The sequence below is a fragment of the Georgenia sp. Marseille-Q6866 genome, assembly GCF_965111665.1.
On sequence record NZ_CBCOOR010000024.1, the window covers coordinates 1 to 16,093 of the forward strand.

Genomic DNA, 16,093 nt, shown 5'->3' on the forward strand with positions numbered 1-16,093 from the left:
CATCCCACCCGAGCAGCAGGGCCGGATCTTCGAGCGCTTCGCCCAGGTGACCGGGCCGCAGCGACGCCCGGCCGGGGGCTCCGGCCTCGGCCTGTCGATCGTCGCGGCGATCGCCGCCGGGCACGGGCGGCGTTCACGGGGGTGGGCACCGGTCAGAGGACGAGGGCGAGGAGGCGCCTGGCCTCCGCGCGCGGGTCGCGGCCCTCGCTGAGGGCGGCGAGCACGGCGCCGTCGACGACGGCGAGCGCCACCTCCGCCCGGCAGCTGCTCCCCGTCGCGGCGAGGACACGGGCGACGGCGCCGCCGATCGTCTCCCGGCCCGCCCGGTAGGCCTCCGCGACGTCCTGGCTGCGGCCGGCGCGGGTGAGCTGCTCGTAGTGCCCGCGCACGCCCGCCGGCGGCGGCAGCAGGGCGTCGCAGAGCAGCTCGAGCGCCTCCTCGCGACCGAGCGGCCCCTCCTCGGCGCGCTCGGCGGCCCACTCGGCCTGCTCGGCCCACAGCTCGGCGATGAGCCGGGCGCCGGCGCCCCGGAGCTCCTCGAGGTCGCGGAAGTAGTACGTCGTCGCCGACAGCGACGCGCCGGCCCGCTCGGCCACGCGCCGGTGGGTCACCTCGGCCGGACCCCGCTCCAGGACCAGCGAGGCGGCGGCCTCCACGAGGGCTGCCCGGCGGCGCTGCCCCCTGCCCTGCTCGGCCGACGGCTCACTCACCGCGCGCCAGCCCCGACATCACGTGCACGACCCGCGCCACGGCATCCTCCAGTACGTCCGTACCACTCCAGGTGGGACGAGCGTACAGCCGCCGCCTGCTTCCGGTCCGCGACGGGCGGGCGACGCCGCCTAGGCTGGTGCGCATGAGCGAGCCCGTACCCCAGCCCTTCGACCCGAGCGCCTGGCGCCCGGTCGAGGGCTTCGACCTCACCGACATCACCTACCACCGCGCCGTCCGTGACGGCCGGGACCTGCCCGCCGTCCGGATCGCCTTCGACAGGCCCGAGGTCCGCAACGCCTTCCGCCCGCAGACCGTCGACGAGCTCTACCGCGCGCTCGACCACGCGCGCATGACCTCCGACGTCGCCGCCGTCATCCTCACCGGCAACGGCCCCAGCCCCAAGGACGGCGGCTGGGCCTTCTGCTCGGGCGGGGACCAGCGCATCCGCGGCCGCGACGGCTACCGCTACGAGACCGAGGACGCCGACCCGCTGGCGGAGACCGCGCAGCGCCGGGAGCAGATCGACCCGGCCCGCGCCGGCCGGCTCCACATCCTCGAGGTGCAGCGCCTCATCCGGACCATGCCGAAGGTCGTCATCGCCGCGGTGAGCGGCTGGGCCGCCGGCGGCGGGCACTCTCTCAACGTCGTGTGCGACCTCTCGGTCGCCTCCCGCCAGCACGCCCGCTTCAAGCAGACCGACGCGAACGTCGGCTCCTTCGACGCCGGCTACGGTTCGGGCCTGCTGGCCCGGCAGGCCGGGGACAAGCGTGCCCGCGAGATCTTCTTCCTCGCCCGCGAGTACTCCGCCGAGGACGCCGAGCGCTGGGGCGTGGTGAACGAGGTCGTCGACCACGCCGAGCTCGAGTCCACGGCCCTGGAGTGGGCCCTCACGGTCGCGGGCAAGTCGCCCCAGGCGATCCGGATGCTCAAGCTCGCCTTCAACATGGTCGACGACGGCCTGGCGGGCCAGCAGGTCTTCGCCGGCGAGGCGACCCGCCTGGCGTACATGACCGACGAGGCGGCCGAGGGGCGCGACGCCTTCCTCGAGCGCCGTGACCCCGACTGGTCACGCTTCCCGTACTACTACTGACGCACACGAAAAAGCGGCTGTACCCGCAGCGCCCGGGCCCTCCATCCCTGTCAGCCGCTGCGGGTACAGCCTTGTACGTGCCGCGTCGCGCAGGCCTCCACTCCTGCGTGAAGCGGGCACGCCCCCCGTTACCGTGCCTGCCACACCCCCTACGACATCGGAAGAAGCTCGTGGAGCGCGGTCACGAGTACCAGCATGCCGCGCCGCGGACGGCCGGGGAATCGGCCACCAGCACCTATTCCGCGCGGTTCCTGTCCTGCCCGGGCATGACGCCGATCTCCCCCTTTCGGACGACCGCGCTCAGCGCTCGACGTCGACGCCGCCCCGGTCGACCGGCACGAGCTCGACCCACGTCGTCCCCGGGGTGAGCACGACGGCGTCGCCGGCGGCCGTCGTCAGGGTGACCGGCTCCTCGAGGGAAGCCTTGGACCAGGTGGCCGGCAGGACGCGTCCACCCGAGGCGACGAGCGCCTCGCCGGTCCCCGTCATCACCGTCTCCGGGACGGCGTCGCCGGACTGGTCACGGCCCTCGGAGGCGACGACCTCCACCCGCATGACGACGACGTTCTCCGCGCCGAGCACGTCCCCGGCCGCAGACGTGGCGGCCTCGCCCGCCTCGTCGCGCAGCCAGCGGCCAGCGTCGGCGTCCCAGGTCCACCCGGGCGAGGTCTGCGGGAAGCTGAGCCGCAGCGCGGACGCCGGCGCGCCGTCGAGGACGGCGGTGGCCTCCTCGCTCCCGGCCGCGAAGGTGAACTGCTCGGGCGGCGGCTCGGTCGCCTCCGCCTGGGCCAGGAGCTCGGCGAGGCGTCCGTAGAGGTTGTGGGGCGCGCGGCGGTCGGGGCTGCGGAAGAAGCCGGCGTGCCCGGCGTCGTGGGAGACGAGCTGGACGCCGGCGTCCTGCACGGAGGCGAGGAAGAGCGGCTGGCCACCGGAGATGACCTGCGGCCCGCCGAGCGGGGCGGCGATGCCCGCGTCCATCGGCCGCACCGAGCGGATCGGCCCGACAACCTCGGGGAGACGGGAGTGGAAGACGGCGTTGAATCGGGTGATGCCGCCCTCGACCATCTCCTCCCACACGACGTCGGCCTCCTCCAGCCCCGTCTGCGGGCGCGCCATGGCGGTGTTCTCGACCTTGACGGCCACGGCCGGCCGCGCCTCGGCGCCCTCCACGGGCACGCCGGTGAGCGGCCACGTGGGGACGGCCTCGGGCGTCGGGGCGACCGTCGTCGGGGCGACGCTCGGGGTGGCGGACTCGCGCGGAACCGAGGACGCGCACCCCGTCAGCGCGAGCGCGGCGATCGTCAGCGCCGCGAGCCGGCGGCGTCGTCCTGCCATGTCGTCCTCCCTGTCCGGGTGCGGGCACGCTCACGGTACCCGCGCCGCGTCATAGCCTGGCGGCATGAGGTCCCAGGACGGCCGCCCGGCCACCGTGCTCCCCGGCGGCACCGGCGTGCCCGCCGTCACCGCCGTGCTCGCCGCCCTGCCGCAGGCGCTGGAGGGCACCGGGCCCGCGCTGCGGGTCACCGACCCGCTGGCGCCCCCGCCCCCTGCGCCCACCGCGCCCGCCGGCGTCGCGGCCCTCGTCGCGACGTCCGGCTCGACCTCGGGCACCGGCCACCTCGTTGCGCTCGACGGCGCCGGGCTCGTCGCCTCGGCCCGCGCCACGTCCGCGCGGCTCGCCGGCCCGGGCCAGTGGGTCGCCTGCCTGCCCGTCCACCACGTCGCGGGCCTCCAGGTGCTCGTGCGCTCCGTCGTCGCGGGCACCGAGCCGGTGGTCCTCGACACCTCCGCCGGCTTCCGCGCCGGTGACCTCGCGGCCGCCGTGCGCCGCCTGCGCACCGACGTGCCCGGGTACCTCTCCCTCGTCCCCACGCAGCTGGCCCGTGTCATGGCCGACGAGGACGCCGTCGCCGCCCTCCGCGGCCTCGCCGCCGTGCTCGTCGGCGGCGCGCGCACGGCCGGCGCGCTCCTCACCGCCGCGCGGGACGCCGGCGTGCCCGTCGTCACGACCTACGGGATGACGGAGACCGGCGGGGGCTGCGTCTACGACGGCGTCCCGCTCGACGGCGTCGACGTCGAGGTCGACGCCGAGGGCCGGATCTGGCTCGCCGGCCCCATCGTCGCCCGCGGCTACCTCGACGACCCCGCCGCCGACCGCGACACCTTCCGCGAGCGCGACGGCCGCCGCTGGCTGCGGACCAACGACCGCGGCGCCCTCACCGGCGCCACCCTCACCGTCCTCGGCCGCCTCGACGACGTCGTCGTCACCGGGGGCCTCAACGTGTCCGCCGCCGCGGTCGAGCAGGCGCTGGGGGAGCTGCCCGGTGCTGGGGAGGCCGTCGTCGTCGGTGTCCCCGACGAGCACTGGGGTGCGCTGGTGACCGCGGTCGTGGCGGGTGACGACGTGCCTTCCCTGGCGCAGGTGCGCGAGCACGTCGCCGCCCGGCTGGGGCGCCACCACGCGCCGCGGGCGCTCGTCCGGCTGCCCGAGCTGCCGCTGCGCGGACCGGGGAAGGTCGACCGGCTGGGCGCCGCCCGGCTGGCCACCGAGCTCCTCGCCGCGGCCGACCCCCGCGCCGAGCGCATGCCCTGACGGCCGATACCCTGGACGCCGTCCCCCAGCAAGGAGCTCCATGGCCACGTTCGCCGACTGGGTGGAGGGTGCGCGGGTCCGCACGCTCCCCGCAGCCGCCGCCCCCGTCCTCGTCGGCACCGGGGCCGCCTACGACCTCGGCTCCGGCTCCGTCCCCCGCGCCCTGCTCGCCGGTGGTGTGGCCCTCGCGCTCCAGGTGGGCGTGAACTTCGCCAACGACTACTCCGACGGCGTGCGCGGCACCGACGACGTCCGCACCGGGCCCCCGCGCCTCACCGGCTCAGGGGCGGCACGGCCGGGGACGGTCAAGGCTGCCGCCTTCGCCTCCTTCGGGCTCGCCGCCGTCCTGGGCCTCGTGCTGTGTGCGCTGGCGGGCACCTGGTGGCTCGTCGCCGTCGGCGCGCTGTGCGTCGTCGCCGCCTGGTACTACACCGGCGGCCGCAACCCCTACGGGTACCGCGGGCTCGGCGAGGTGGGCGTCTTCGTCTTCTTCGGCCTCGTCGCGACGCTCGGCACGACGTACACGCAGGCGCTCACCGTGTCGTGGGCGGCGGTGGCCGGGGCGGTCGGCATCGGTCTCATCGCCTGTGCGCTGCTCATGGTCAACAACGTCCGCGACATCCCCACCGACACCGTCGCGGGCAAGCGCACCCTGGCGGTGCGGCTCGGGGACCGGCGTGCGCGCCTCGGCTACGTCGCCATGGTCGCCGTGCCGCTCGTGCTGGCCGTCGCCCTCGCCCCGGCGCACCCGTGGGCGCTGCTCACGCTCCTGCTCGTGCCGGTGGTCGTGCGCCAGGCGCGGGTGGTGCTCGGCGGGGCGCAGGGCCGTGAGCTCATCGTCGTGCTGCGCGACACCGGGCTCCTCGAGCTCGGCTACGGCGTGCTGCTCGGCCTGGGCCTGCTGCTCTAGTCCGCGCGGCGGCGGTCCTCGCCGCCTCCCCCGACCCCGCGGCTGAAACCGGTCCGCGCTGTCGACATATTCGCAGCGCGGATCGACATCAGCCGCGCGGATGCCTGGGAGGGCTAGTCGGTGCGGCGGTCCTCGCCGTCGATGATGGCGTCCTCCTCGGCGGCGTCCTGGGCGATGGCCTCGTCGAGGGAGTCCGCCGTGCGGCGGCGGCGCTCGGCGATGACGGCCGCGGCGGCGTCGGCCTGGCGCGGGATGAGCAGGTAGGACAGCAGCGCCCCGACGATGACGGCGACGACGGCGACGAGCCAGCCGCGCAGGCCGAGCAGCCACAGGAGCGCGAAGGCGCCGGCGACGAGCGCGAGGCGCAGGAGCGTGTAACGCAGGATGGGCACCCCACCAGCCTACGTCGCCGTCCGGGCCGGGCCCCCGACAGGGCTCTCTCGGCTTAGGCTGGAGGGAACATGAGATTCCTGCCGGTCATCCTCCTCGTCGCCCTCGTCGTCTACGCCCTCGTCGACTGCGTCCGCTCCGACGACGCCGACATGCCCGTGGGCCTGCCCAAGGCGGTGTGGGTCGTCCTCATCGTCGTCTTCCCGGGCGCCGGCGCGCTGGCCTGGCTCGTCGTGAGCCGGGTGAGCCGCCAGGCCGCCGGCCAGGTCCGCGGCGGCGGCGGTACCGTCGCCCACCCCTCGCGCCGGCCCGCGCCGCGCCCGCTCGCCCCGGACGACGACCCCGAGTTCCTCGCCGGCCCCGGCCGGCAGCGGCCCCTCGAGCCGCCGGCGCCCGAGCCGGCCGCCGACGCGGACCCCGGCCACCACGCGCCGACCGCGGACGGCCGACCCGGCACCCGCCGCTGACCGACCCGGTACCAGCGCTCAGCGCACCTCGCCCCTCCCGGCCGGCATGACGTCGACCACGCGCGGGCCGTTGGCCCGCGAGCTGCACTGACAGCTCAGCCGGCGGACGCGGGCTGCCGGTCGCAGCTCCACTGGCGGCAAGACGTGGGCTGCCCGAGGGCCGTGGGCTACGGCGTCACGAGAGCTGTCGGTAACATCTCAGCTGTCGGCGACGGGGTTTCCTGGCGCCGCGGGGTCTCCCGGCGCGCCGGGCTGCCGGAAGCACGTGGGCTGCCGGTAACAACTCAGCTGTCGGCGACGGGGTTTCCCGGCGCGGCGAGGGCTCCCGGCGCAGCGGGGGCTTCCCGGCGCCACAGCGGCTGCCGGAAGGGCGTGGGGTGCCGGTAACAACTCAGCTGTCGGCGACGGGGTTTCCTGGCGCGGGGGTCAGAAGGCGTAGCCGTGGACCGTGTCGGCGAAGAGGTTGACGACGTAGTAGTTGACGAGCAGCAGCCCGAAGCCGGAGAGGCCGAGGTAGGCGGCCTTGCGCCCGTCCCAGCCGCGCGTGGCGCGGGCGTGGAGGTAGGCGGCGTAGACCATCCACACGACGAAGGTGCCGACCTCCTTGGGGTCCCAGTTCCACGGCCGGCCCCACGCGTGCTCGGCCCAGATGGCGCCGGCGATGAGCGTGAAGGTCCACAGGAGGAAGCCGACGGCGTTGAGCCGGTAGGCCAGGCGCTCGAGCTCGGCGGAGCTGGGCAGCACGTCGGCGAGCCGGCCCCAGAAGCCGCGGTCGCGGTCGGTGGCCGCGGGGTCGGCGGCGGCAGTCGCGCCGCCGGAGCCGCCGGCGAGGGCGACGGCGGGCTCCCGCTCGGCCACGGCGCGGCTGGCCTCGCCGCGGGCCTTGACGAGCTGGACCACCGAGATCGCGGCGGCCACGGAGAAGACGCCGATCGCCGCCGTCGCGACGGAGACGTGGATGACGAGCCAGTAGTGGTCCAGGGCCGGGCGCACGCCGTCGGCCTCGATGTAGAGGACGGAGACGGCCAGGCCGAGCGCGAGGAGCACCGGGGTGATGACGAGCGCACCGAGGTAGCGCAGGTCGCGCCAGCGCTGGACGAGGAGGAACGTCGTCACCGCGACGAGGGTGAAGACGATCGAGAACTCGTACATGTTCGCCCACGGCACGCGGCCGGCGGCGATCCCGCGGGTGACGACGCCGATCGCGTGCAGGGCCAGGCCCGCCGCCGTCGTCGTCATGGCCACGCGCACCGCCTTGCGCGGCCGGTCGGCGGGGCCGCCGTCACGCAGCGCGGACAGGTCGATGCCGAAGGCGACCATCGCGATGCCGTAGGCGGCCATCGCGCCGTAGATCGCCAGCAGGCTCAGCTGGCCGAGGTCGTTCACGTGTCCTCCTGAGACGTGGGCGCGGCGGCCCGGACTGCGGTCATGACGCGCTCGAGCTCGGGCTCGAGACCGGGGTCGTCGCCGCGGGCGAGGGCGGCCGCCTCGACAACTGTACGTCCGTCCTCGTCCGCCCCGATCTTCACCCACAGGCGGCGACGCGGCGCGAAGAGCGACGCGGACAGCCCGGCCATGGCGAGGAGCGCGGAGACGAGCAGGACGGTGAGCGAGGGGTCGTAGCGCAGGTCGAGGGCGGCGAAGCGCGGCAGGGACTCGAAGGTGATGGTGCCCAGACCGTCGGGCAGCTCCACCTCCTGGCCGGGCTCGAGGAGGACCTTGGCGGTCTCCTCCCCGGCCGCCACGGGCGTCATGCCCTCGGTGTCGAGCTCGTAGACGTTCTGCGGGACGCCGTCGTCCAGGCCGAGGTCGCCGGTGTAGACGTCGAGGATGACGAGCGGGGCGTTGGGCTGCGGGTGCACCGAGCGGGCGCCGGCCTCGTCGACGACGGCGCTGGGCAGCAGGTACCCGGTGAAGCCGAGCTGCTCGAGGCCGGGCGAGACGTCGGGGACCTTGACGACCCCGCGGGAGGTGTAGAAGTCGTCCTCCGGCAGGAAGGGCACCGGCTGGGAGAAGGCGACCTCCCCCTCGGCGTCACGCACGGTGAGGTGCGGGGCGTAGCCGTTGCCCGCGAGGTAGACGTTCGCCCCGGCGGCGTTGATGGGGTAGTTGACCCGGATCGTGTCGGTCCGCGTCTCCCCGTCCGGCTGGGTGACGGTGACGTCGGCGGCGAAGTCGCGCGCCTGAGCGTCCCAGGTGAACTCCGAGGTGAGCTCGTCGAGGGTGACGGTGAAGGGCTCGAGGTCGTCGGTGTCGACGAGCGTGCCGGGGTCGAAGGAGTCGTAGTCGACGACGGCGTTGGCGAAGGAGCGTCCCTCGACGACGACGGCCTGCCCGCGGTAGCTGAGCATCTGCCCGGCCCCGAGGGCGACGAGCACGCCCACGAGGGAGAGGTGGAAGACGATGTTCCCGGTCTCCCGGAGGTAGCCGCGCTCGGCGCTGATCCCGTCCGGCGTCTCGGCGACCCGGAAGCGCCGGCCCAGGGCCCCGCGCACCGCCCGGGTCACCTCCTGCGCCGACGCCGTCGTCGTGTGGGTGGCGTGGACCGGGAACCGGTCCAGGCGCCGGGGCACGCGCGAGGGGGCCGCCCGCAGAGTCCGGACGTGGGCGCGCGTGCGGGGCAGGATGCAGCCGATGAGCGAGACGAACAGGAGGAGGTAGATCGCCGCGAACCACGGCGCGCCGTAGACGTCGAAGAGGCTGAGGCGCTCGAGCCACTCCGCGGCACCGGGGTTGTCGGCGTAGTAGGCCGCCACGGCCGCCGGGTCCTGCGGCCGCTGCGGGAAGAACGCGCCCGGCAGCGCCGCGAGGGCGAGGAGCATGAGGAGCAGGAGCGCCACCCGCATCGAGGTGAGCTGGCGCCAGGCCCAGCGCAGCCAGCCGCGCGCGCCGATCCCGGCGGGGGCGGGCGCGGGCGGTGGCGCGTCGTCGGCCTCGTCCATCGTCCGCAGGCCCTCGGGGCGGTAGCTCATCACACCACCGTCACGAAGCCGGCGACCAGGCCCTGCACCCAGCTCGCGAAGTGCCCCCACAGCCCGGTGACGAGCGCGAGGCCGACGATGACGAGCATCGCCCCGCCGATCCGCATGATCGTCAGGCGGTGGCGGCGCAGGAAGCCCATGGCGCGGGTCGTGCGCGAGTAGAGCAGCGCGATGACGACGAAGGGCACGCCCAGTCCCAGGCAGTAGGCCGCGGCGAGCAGCGCCCCGCGGGCGGGGTCGCCGCCGTCGAGCGAGAGGAGGAGGACCGCGGACAGGGTGGGGCCGATGCACGGCGCCCAGCCCAGCCCGAAGACGACGCCGAGCAGCGGCGCCCCCCACAGGCCGGCCCGCGGGCTGAGGTGAATCCGGCGGTCGCGCTGGAGGAAGGGCACGGCGCCCATGAACGCCAGGCCCATGAGGATGACGACGACGCCCATCACCCGGGTGATGACGTCGAGCCACGGCGCGAGGGCGACCCCGAGCGCCCCGAAGACAACGCCGAGGAGCACGAAGACGGCGCTGAAGCCCAGGACGAAGAGGAGCACGCCGAGGAGCAGGCGCCCCTGCCCCGTCGACGTCCGGGTCGCCGTCGCCGTCGCCGTCCGGCCGGTGCCGCCCGGGGCCTGGCCCAGCGTGCCGGCCATCCCGCCGAGGTAGCCGACGTACCCGGGGATGAGCGGCAGCACGCAGGGGGAGGCGAAGGAGATGGCGCCGGCGAGGAGCGCGACGGGCACGGCGGCGAGGAGGGAGCCGCTGAGGACGGTGGTCTGGAAGGTCTGCGCCAGCCCGTCCCAGCTCATCGGGCGGCCTCGGCGAGGACGTCGTCGATCATGCCGCGGACGACGCCGGCGTCGATCTGCCCGAGGACGCGGCCGGCCACCCGGCCCTCGGCGTCCAGGACGACGGTCGTGGGCATGGCCTGGAGCGGGACGACGCCCTGGAGCGCCGCGACGCCGCGCGCCGCCTCGTCGTGGAGGCTCGGGTAGGGCACCTCGAAGCTGCGCTCGAAGGCCTGCGCGGTGGCGGCGTCGTCACGCGGGTTGACCCCGAGCAGCCGGACCCCGGCGTCGGCGTAGTCCGCGTCGATGGCGGCGAGGTCGGGTGCCTCGGCGCGGCAGGGCGGGCAGGCGGCGTACCAGAAGTTGAGGACGACGACGTCGCCGCGCCAGTCCGCGAGCGCCACCTCCTCGCCGTCGTAGGTGGTGCCGACGAGCTCGACCGGGCCGGTCCGCTCCCCCTGCTCCCACGTGGTCCACGAGCCGTCACCGGCCTGGTAGCCCGCGCCGGTCGAGTCCTGGGGCGTCTCCGCGGCCGGGGCGCAGCCCGCCAGGGCGAGCGCGGCGAGGGCGAGGGCGGCCAGGGCGCGCGCCAGGCGCCTCATCCGCGCCCCTCGGCGTCGGCGCGCGGCACGGCCGCACCGGAGGCGCCGGGCAGGAGGTCGAGCGCGCCCGCGACGAGGTCCGCGGCCGGCTCCCAGTAGGCCAGGCCCACGAGCCGGGAGCCGTCGAAGGTGAGGGAGGTGAGCGAGGCGAGGGAGCACTGCCGCCGGCGGGGGTCGTGCCACAGCGGGCGGCGCTCGAGGAAGAGGCGGGTGACCCAGATGGGCAGCTGGTGGCTGACGAGGAGCGCCTCGCCGCCGTCCCGCGCCTCGAGGCGGCGGCGGGCGTCGCCCACGGCGGCCGTCATCCGGGCGACCTGGTCGCGGTAGGGCTCGCCCCAGCTGGGGCGGGCGGGGTTGACGTAGCGGCGCCAGTAGCGCGGGCTGGCGAGCGTGGCGCGCTGGCTGCCGACGGTCGTGCCCTCGAAGTCGTTGGCGGCCTCGATGAGGCGCTCGTCGGTGCCGAGCTCCAGGCCGAAGGCCTGGGCCGTGGGCAGGGCCGTCTCCTGGGCGCGCTGGAGCGGGGAGGCGAGGACGAGGCGGAGGTCGTGCCCGTTGCCGTGGAGGACCTCGGCGACCCGCTGCGCCATCTGCTGCCCGCGGTCGGACAGGCGGAAACCCTCGAGCCGGCCGTAGAGGACGCCGCCGGGGTTGTGGACCTCGCCGTGGCGCAGGAGGTGCACCGTCGTTCGGGACATGTCCCTAGTGTCGCAAACTCCCCGGGGCTCGGGGCGCGGGCCCCCGGACCCGAACGGTGAGGTCCGTCCCAACCCTCGGCACGGACGAGGCCTCCTCTTGCGTCGGGGCCCAGCCCGGCCTACAGTTGAACAGTCAAGTACGTTTGCATCAACCTGGAGGACACCCCATGACCCTCGCCCCCGGCACCTACACCATCGACCCGTCGCACACCGAGATCGGCTTCACCGTCCGTCACGCCGGCATCTCCAAGGTCCGCGGCCAGTTCACCGAGTTCTCCGGCGACATCACCGTCGCCGAGAGCTTCGCCGACTCCGCCGTCAACGTCACCATCCAGTCCGCGTCCGTCGACACCCGCGACGAGAACCGCGACAACCACCTGCGCTCCGCCGACTTCTGGGACTCCGAGAACAAGCCGACCTGGACCTTCGTCAGCACCGGCGTCGAGGGCAGCGGCGAGGAGTTCTCCGTCCTCGGTGACCTCACCATCAACGGCGTGACCAAGCCCGCCACGCTCGCGGTCGAGTACAACGGTGCGGCCACCGACCCCTTCGGCAACAAGCGCGTCGGCTTCTCCGCCAGCACCGAGGTCTCCCGCAAGGAGTTCGGCCTCACCTGGAACGCGGCCCTCGAGACCGGCGGCGTGCTCGTCGGCGACAAGATCCGCATCGCCATGGAGATCTCCGCCATCGCCGCGGCCTGACGCTCCCCCACACCTTTCTCGCGTCGACAGCCGGATTCCTCCCGAGGAGTCCGGCTGTCGGCGTTCGGGGGGAGCCGGAGAATCCGGCTGTCGGTGTTCGGGGGGGACCGCGCTACGGGGCGCCGGTGAGGGCGGAGCGCACGCGGGCGGGGTCGAGGTGCCAGAAGCCCTGGACGGTGCCGTCGACCTCGACGACAGGCACGTACTCCCCGTAGCGGGCCTGCAGCTGCGGGTCGGCGTCGACATCGACCTCCCGCCACCCGACGCCGGCGCGGTCACACTCGCCGACGACGACGATGCGCGCCTCGTCGCACAGGTGGCAGCCGGCGCGGGAGTAGAGGACCACTCGGGACTCGGGCACGCGCCGATCCTACGTGCGGCACCCTAGGCTGGGCAGGTGCACGCGACGACGGAGGTCCCCGGAGGCGACGGCGCCGTGGTCGCGGCCTTCTTCGACGTCGACAACACGATCATCCGCGGCGCCAGCGCCTACCACCTGGCCCGGGAGCTGTACCGGCGGGACTTCTTCGGCCTGCGCGACATCGCCTTCTTCGCCAGTCACTCGGTGCGCTACTTCCTGTTCGGCGAGGACGTGCGGCGCATCGCCGCGGTGCGCGCCCGGGCGCTGGGCATCGTCCGCGGCCGGACCGTCGCCGAGATCATCTCGATCGGCGAGGAGGTCTACGACCAGGTCCTGGCCAACAAGATCTTCCCCGGCGCGCGGACGCTCATCGAGGAGCACCTCGCCGCGGGGCACGAGGTCTGGCTCGTCACCGCCACCCCCACCGAGATCGCCGACCTCATCGCCGGCCGGCTGGGTGCCACCGGGGCCCTGGGCACCATCGCCGAGCACGAGGACGGCGTCTACACCGGGGAGCTGCGCGGCAACATGCTCCACGGCGAGGGCAAGAAGGCCACCGTGCTGGCCCTCGCGCGGGAGCGGGGCCTGGACCTCGCGCGCAGCCACGCCTACGGCGACTCCGTCAACGACATCCCGCTGCTCTCGACGGTCGGCTCCCCGTGCGTCATCAACCCCGAGCCGCGGATGCGCCTGCACGCGGTCGACGTCGGCTGGCCGGTGCGCGACTTCCGCCGTCGTCGGCGCGACGTCAAGCAGGACGTGCGCACCGGCGTGCGCGGCGCCGGCTGGGCCGGCGTCGTGTGGGCCGCGAGCGCCGTGCTGCGTGCCCTGCGGCGGCGGCTCACCGGCTCCTGAGCCGGACATGCGCCAGGCCCGGCAGTCTGCCGGGCCTGGAGGCGGTCACTTCTTGTTGCGACGCTGGTGGCGCGTCTTGCGAAGCAGCTTGCGGTGCTTCTTCTTCGACATACGCTTACGGCGCTTCTTGATGACAGAGCCCATGGGACCTCGCAGTGCTGTGGTGTGCCGGATGGTGGCGCGCGGGACTACACGCTGAACTCGGCGAGTCTACCGCCTCCGCGACCTCCCCGCGGCTCTGGGACGCAGGTCACCCCGGGTAGCGCCCCCCGGCGGGGATCCGCTTGCGCGGATGGACGACGCTGCCGGCCCCGATGAGGGTGACCTCGCCGTCCCCGCCGACCTCCGCGCGGCCGCGCACGCGCGCCCCCTCGTCCACGACGCTGCGCCGCACGACGGCGCCGGGTCCCACGCGCACGTCGTCGAGGAGCACGGAGTCGACGACCTCCGCGCCGGGCGCCACCTGGACCCCGGGGGCGAGGACGCTGCGCCGCACCGTGCCCTCGACGACGACCCCGGGAGAGAGCAGGGAGTCCGCGACCTGCCCGCGGGCGTGGACCCGGGCGCCGACGTGCCGCTGGGCGGGGGTGCGGATCGGCCACGCCGGGTCGTCGAGGTCGAAGGGCGGCTGCTCGAGCAGCTCCATGTGCGCCGACCAGTAGGCCTCGACCGTGCCGACGTCCTGCCAGTAGCCGCTGTGCCGGTAGTCCGCGGCCGCGCCGCGGCCCACCATCGCCGGCAGCACCTCGTCGCCGAGGTCCCCCAGGCCGTCCTCACCGGCCTCCTCGGCACAGGCCTCGAGGGTCTCGAGGAGCGCGGCGGGGGTGAAGGCGAAGACCTCCGTCGTCACGGTCCGGGTGGGCGGGTCGTCGGGCTTGAGGACGTACTCCGTCACCCGCCCCTCCTCCACGCGCACGACGCCGTAGCGCGAGCAGTCGCCGTCATGGCGGGTGGTGACCATGGTGACCTCGGCGTCACCGGCGACGTGCTGGGCGACGACGTCGGCGTAGTCCATCCGGTACACGGCGTCGGCGGAGGCGACGAGGACGACGTCGGGGTCGTGCCGGCGGATCCTGTCCGCCTTGCGCCACAGCGCGTCGGCCGTGCCCTCGTGCCAGCCCTCGCGCTCGTCGCCGCGGTGCGGGCCCAGGACCATGAGGCCGCCGCGGGAGCGGTCCAGGTCCCACGGACGGCCGCCCGCGAGGTGCTCGGTGATGGACTCCGGCTCGAACTGCTCGAGCACCCACACGTCGCGCACGCCGCTGTTGGCGGCGTTGGACAGCGGGAAGTCGACGAGCCGGTGGCTGCCGCCGAAGCGCAGTGCGGGCTTGGCCCGGTGCTCGGTGAGCGTCTCCAGCCGGGATCCCGCGCCGCCGGCGAGGACGATGAGCAGGGTTCGCGTGGGCGCCATCGCGTGATCGTCTCGCGACCGGGGGCCGCGCGCGAGGGCAGGCTCAGCGGGCCTGGGACTCCGGGGACCAGTCGCCGATGCCGCTGCTGAGCATCTCCTCGACGGCCAGCTGCGGCACGCGGAAGGAGCGGCCGACGCGGACGGCGGGGATCTCCCCGGCGTGCACCATGCGGTAGACGGTCATCTTCGAGACCCGGAGGAGCTCGGCAACCTCGGCCACGGTGAGGAACCGCGGTGCCTGTTGCTCGGCCATGTCCACCTACCTGTCATTTGTGGCGCGTTCGCGCGGAGATACGCGACGACTCTAGAGCCTCGCGGCTTTTTTGGGAAACGTTCCGTCGGCTACGTGAGATGCGGGTCCAGGCCGTGGAGCGGGAACACCGCGCCCCGCGTGGCCATGACGGCCCGGTCGACGGCGTCGTCGGGGTTGTAGCCCGCGGACCACGGCCGGTAGGCCGCGTCGACGTCGTCGGTCATGCGCTCGGGCGGCTCGACGTCGGCCAGCCCGGTGACGTCCGCGCGCCAGGACTCGGGCACCGCCGTGGCCGGGTCGAGGGGACGGCCGGCGACGACGGCGGCCAGGTGCGCCCACACGCGCGGCACGACGCTGACGACCTCGTAGCCCCCGCCCCCGGTCGCCACCCAGCGCCCGCCGGCGTGCGCGTCGGCCAGCTCGGCCATGAGGAGGGCGGCGCGCCGCTGCGCGTCGACGGAGACGGCGAGCTCGGCGAGCGGGTCCAGCCCGTGGGAGTCGCAGCCGTGCTGGGTGACGAGCAGCTGGGGACGGAACTCCTCGACGAGAGGGGCGACGACGGCGTCGAGCACCCGCAGCCAGCCGGCGTCACCGGTGCCCGGCGGCAGCGGCACGTTGACCGCGCTCCCCCGCGCGGCGGGGCCGCCGAGGTCCTGGGCGTAGCCGGTGCCCGGGAAGAGGGTGCCGGGGTGCTGGTGGACGGAGATCGTCAGGACGCGGTCGTCGTCCCAGAACGCCCGCTCGACGCCGTCGCCGTGGTGGGCGTCGAGGTCGACGTAGGCGACCCGCTCGGCGCCCGCCGCGAGGAGCGCGGCGACGGCCACCGCGACGTCGTTGTAGACGCAGAAGCCGGAGGCGCGGTTCGGCATCGCGTGGTGCATGCCGCCGGCGAGGCTGAGCGCCCGGCTCGCGCGGCCCTCCCAGACGGCGGTCGCGGCCGCGAGCGTGGACCCGGCGACCCGCGCGCCGGCGTCGTGGATCTGCCCGAAGATCGGGTTGTCCGTCTCCCCCAGCCCGCGGGCCGGGTCGGGCCGCCCCTCCCCGGCCGCGCGCACGGCCGCGAGGTACGCGGCCTCGTGGACGCGCAGGAGGGCGGTGTCGTCGGCGGGGGCGACGTCGATGACGGTGAATGCCTCAAGGAGGCCGAGGTCGGCCAGCAGCCGGTGCGTGAGCGCGAGGCGGAGAGGGGCCATCGGGTGGCCGGCGCCGAAGTTGTACTCCAGCAGGTCCTCGCTCCACGGGAGCAGCGGCTTGGGCATGCTTCACGGTAGCGCGGGCCGGAGTCTGGCAAGGT

Annotated in this window: 20 protein-coding genes; 7 read left to right on the top strand and 13 right to left on the bottom strand. The window is 74.9% G+C overall.

Annotation, left to right across the window (positions count from 1 at the left end; translation table 11 throughout):
- Window position 1: 1 nt before the first annotated feature.
- Window positions 2–211, top strand: a complete 210-nt coding sequence (locus tag ACWPXV_RS15495; protein WP_454086058.1) for an ATP-binding protein — start codon at window positions 2–4, stop codon at window positions 209–211.
- On the opposite strand, the gene ACWPXV_RS15500 is transcribed toward ACWPXV_RS15495, so the two are convergent.
- Window positions 153–710 carry a TetR/AcrR family transcriptional regulator gene (locus tag ACWPXV_RS15500; protein ID WP_454086059.1) on the bottom strand — a complete coding sequence of 186 codons (558 nt, stop codon included), beginning with the start codon at window positions 708–710 and terminating at the stop codon, window positions 153–155. The genes ACWPXV_RS15495 and ACWPXV_RS15500 overlap by 59 nt on opposite strands.
- Before the next feature lie 143 nt (window positions 711–853).
- Between ACWPXV_RS15500 and ACWPXV_RS15505 the strand changes: the two genes are divergently transcribed.
- Window positions 854–1,801: a 1,4-dihydroxy-2-naphthoyl-CoA synthase gene (locus ACWPXV_RS15505; RefSeq protein WP_251838771.1), complete on the top strand. Its 948-nt coding sequence runs from the start codon at window positions 854–856 to the stop codon at window positions 1,799–1,801.
- A gap of 300 nt (window positions 1,802–2,101) precedes the next feature.
- On the opposite strand, the gene ACWPXV_RS15510 is transcribed toward ACWPXV_RS15505, so the two are convergent.
- A complete protein-coding gene (locus ACWPXV_RS15510; RefSeq protein ID WP_454086060.1) occupies window positions 2,102–3,136 on the bottom strand; it encodes a DUF3048 domain-containing protein in 1,035 nt (344 codons plus the stop codon).
- Window positions 3,137–3,200: 64 nt separating this feature from the next.
- On the opposite strand from ACWPXV_RS15510, the gene ACWPXV_RS15515 reads away from it, so the two are divergent.
- Entirely contained in the window at window positions 3,201–4,394 is a 1,194-nt protein-coding gene (locus ACWPXV_RS15515) for an AMP-binding protein (protein ID WP_454086061.1), read from the top strand.
- A 40-nt stretch (window positions 4,395–4,434) separates the two neighbouring features.
- Window positions 4,435–5,304, top strand: coding sequence for a 1,4-dihydroxy-2-naphthoate polyprenyltransferase (locus tag ACWPXV_RS15520; protein ID WP_454086062.1), 870 nt, complete (start codon window positions 4,435–4,437; stop codon window positions 5,302–5,304).
- A gap of 113 nt (window positions 5,305–5,417) precedes the next feature.
- Here the strand turns inward: ACWPXV_RS15520 and ACWPXV_RS15525 are convergent, their stop codons facing one another.
- Window positions 5,418–5,696 (bottom strand): DUF4229 domain-containing protein, encoded by a 279-nt coding sequence (locus tag ACWPXV_RS15525; protein WP_454086063.1) that lies wholly within the window; start codon window positions 5,694–5,696, stop codon window positions 5,418–5,420.
- A gap of 69 nt (window positions 5,697–5,765) precedes the next feature.
- Here ACWPXV_RS15525 and ACWPXV_RS15530 point away from each other — a divergent pair, with 69 nt between their 5' ends.
- Entirely contained in the window at window positions 5,766–6,161 is a 396-nt protein-coding gene (locus ACWPXV_RS15530) for a PLDc N-terminal domain-containing protein (RefSeq protein ID WP_454086064.1), read from the top strand.
- A 426-nt stretch (window positions 6,162–6,587) separates the two neighbouring features.
- Here the strand turns inward: ACWPXV_RS15530 and ccsB are convergent, their stop codons facing one another.
- Genes ccsB through ACWPXV_RS15555 form a run of 5 tightly spaced genes read right to left on the bottom strand, consistent with a single transcriptional unit; the run spans window position 6,588 to window position 11,218 of the window.
- Window positions 6,588–7,547: a c-type cytochrome biogenesis protein CcsB gene (gene ccsB / locus ACWPXV_RS15535; RefSeq protein ID WP_454086065.1), complete on the bottom strand. Its 960-nt coding sequence runs from the start codon at window positions 7,545–7,547 to the stop codon at window positions 6,588–6,590.
- Window positions 7,544–9,133: a cytochrome c biogenesis protein ResB gene (gene resB / locus ACWPXV_RS15540; RefSeq protein ID WP_454086066.1), complete on the bottom strand. Its 1,590-nt coding sequence runs from the start codon at window positions 9,131–9,133 to the stop codon at window positions 7,544–7,546. Before resB ends, ccsB begins: the two co-directional genes overlap by 4 nt.
- Window positions 9,133–9,942 (bottom strand): cytochrome c biogenesis CcdA family protein, encoded by an 810-nt coding sequence (locus ACWPXV_RS15545; protein WP_454086067.1) that lies wholly within the window; start codon window positions 9,940–9,942, stop codon window positions 9,133–9,135. Before ACWPXV_RS15545 ends, resB begins: the two co-directional genes overlap by 1 nt.
- Window positions 9,939–10,523, bottom strand: coding sequence for a TlpA family protein disulfide reductase (locus ACWPXV_RS15550; RefSeq protein ID WP_454086068.1), 585 nt, complete (start codon window positions 10,521–10,523; stop codon window positions 9,939–9,941). The genes ACWPXV_RS15545 and ACWPXV_RS15550 overlap by 4 nt, the downstream gene beginning before the upstream one ends.
- Entirely contained in the window at window positions 10,520–11,218 is a 699-nt protein-coding gene (locus ACWPXV_RS15555) for a histidine phosphatase family protein (protein ID WP_454086069.1), read from the bottom strand. The genes ACWPXV_RS15550 and ACWPXV_RS15555 overlap by 4 nt, the downstream gene beginning before the upstream one ends.
- A gap of 167 nt (window positions 11,219–11,385) precedes the next feature.
- On the opposite strand from ACWPXV_RS15555, the gene ACWPXV_RS15560 reads away from it, so the two are divergent.
- The gene (locus tag ACWPXV_RS15560; RefSeq protein ID WP_454086070.1) at window positions 11,386–11,919 is read left to right on the top strand and encodes a YceI family protein; all 534 of its coding nucleotides are present in this window, start codon (window positions 11,386–11,388) and stop codon (window positions 11,917–11,919) included.
- A gap of 112 nt (window positions 11,920–12,031) precedes the next feature.
- Here the strand turns inward: ACWPXV_RS15560 and ACWPXV_RS15565 are convergent, their stop codons facing one another.
- Complete coding sequence (locus tag ACWPXV_RS15565) at window positions 12,032–12,280, bottom strand: glutaredoxin family protein (RefSeq protein WP_454086071.1); 249 nt, start codon at window positions 12,278–12,280, stop codon at window positions 12,032–12,034.
- 36 nt (window positions 12,281–12,316) lie between these two features.
- Here ACWPXV_RS15565 and ACWPXV_RS15570 point away from each other — a divergent pair, with 36 nt between their 5' ends.
- A complete protein-coding gene (locus ACWPXV_RS15570; RefSeq protein WP_454086072.1) occupies window positions 12,317–13,135 on the top strand; it encodes an HAD family hydrolase in 819 nt (272 codons plus the stop codon).
- A gap of 45 nt (window positions 13,136–13,180) precedes the next feature.
- Here the strand turns inward: ACWPXV_RS15570 and ACWPXV_RS15575 are convergent, their stop codons facing one another.
- From ACWPXV_RS15575 to ACWPXV_RS15590, 4 genes are all read right to left on the bottom strand, one after another.
- Window positions 13,181–13,279: a 30S ribosomal protein bS22 gene (locus ACWPXV_RS15575; protein ID WP_005504750.1), complete on the bottom strand. Its 99-nt coding sequence runs from the start codon at window positions 13,277–13,279 to the stop codon at window positions 13,181–13,183.
- Between the two features lie 106 nt (window positions 13,280–13,385).
- Complete coding sequence (locus ACWPXV_RS15580) at window positions 13,386–14,546, bottom strand: glucose-1-phosphate adenylyltransferase family protein (protein WP_454086073.1); 1,161 nt, start codon at window positions 14,544–14,546, stop codon at window positions 13,386–13,388.
- Between the two features lie 43 nt (window positions 14,547–14,589).
- Window positions 14,590–14,799, bottom strand: a complete 210-nt coding sequence (locus tag ACWPXV_RS15585) for a helix-turn-helix domain-containing protein (protein ID WP_110852582.1) — start codon at window positions 14,797–14,799, stop codon at window positions 14,590–14,592.
- A gap of 89 nt (window positions 14,800–14,888) precedes the next feature.
- A complete protein-coding gene (locus ACWPXV_RS15590) occupies window positions 14,889–16,058 on the bottom strand; it encodes an acetoin utilization protein AcuC (RefSeq protein WP_454086074.1) in 1,170 nt (389 codons plus the stop codon).
- Window positions 16,059–16,093 lie beyond the last annotated feature (35 nt).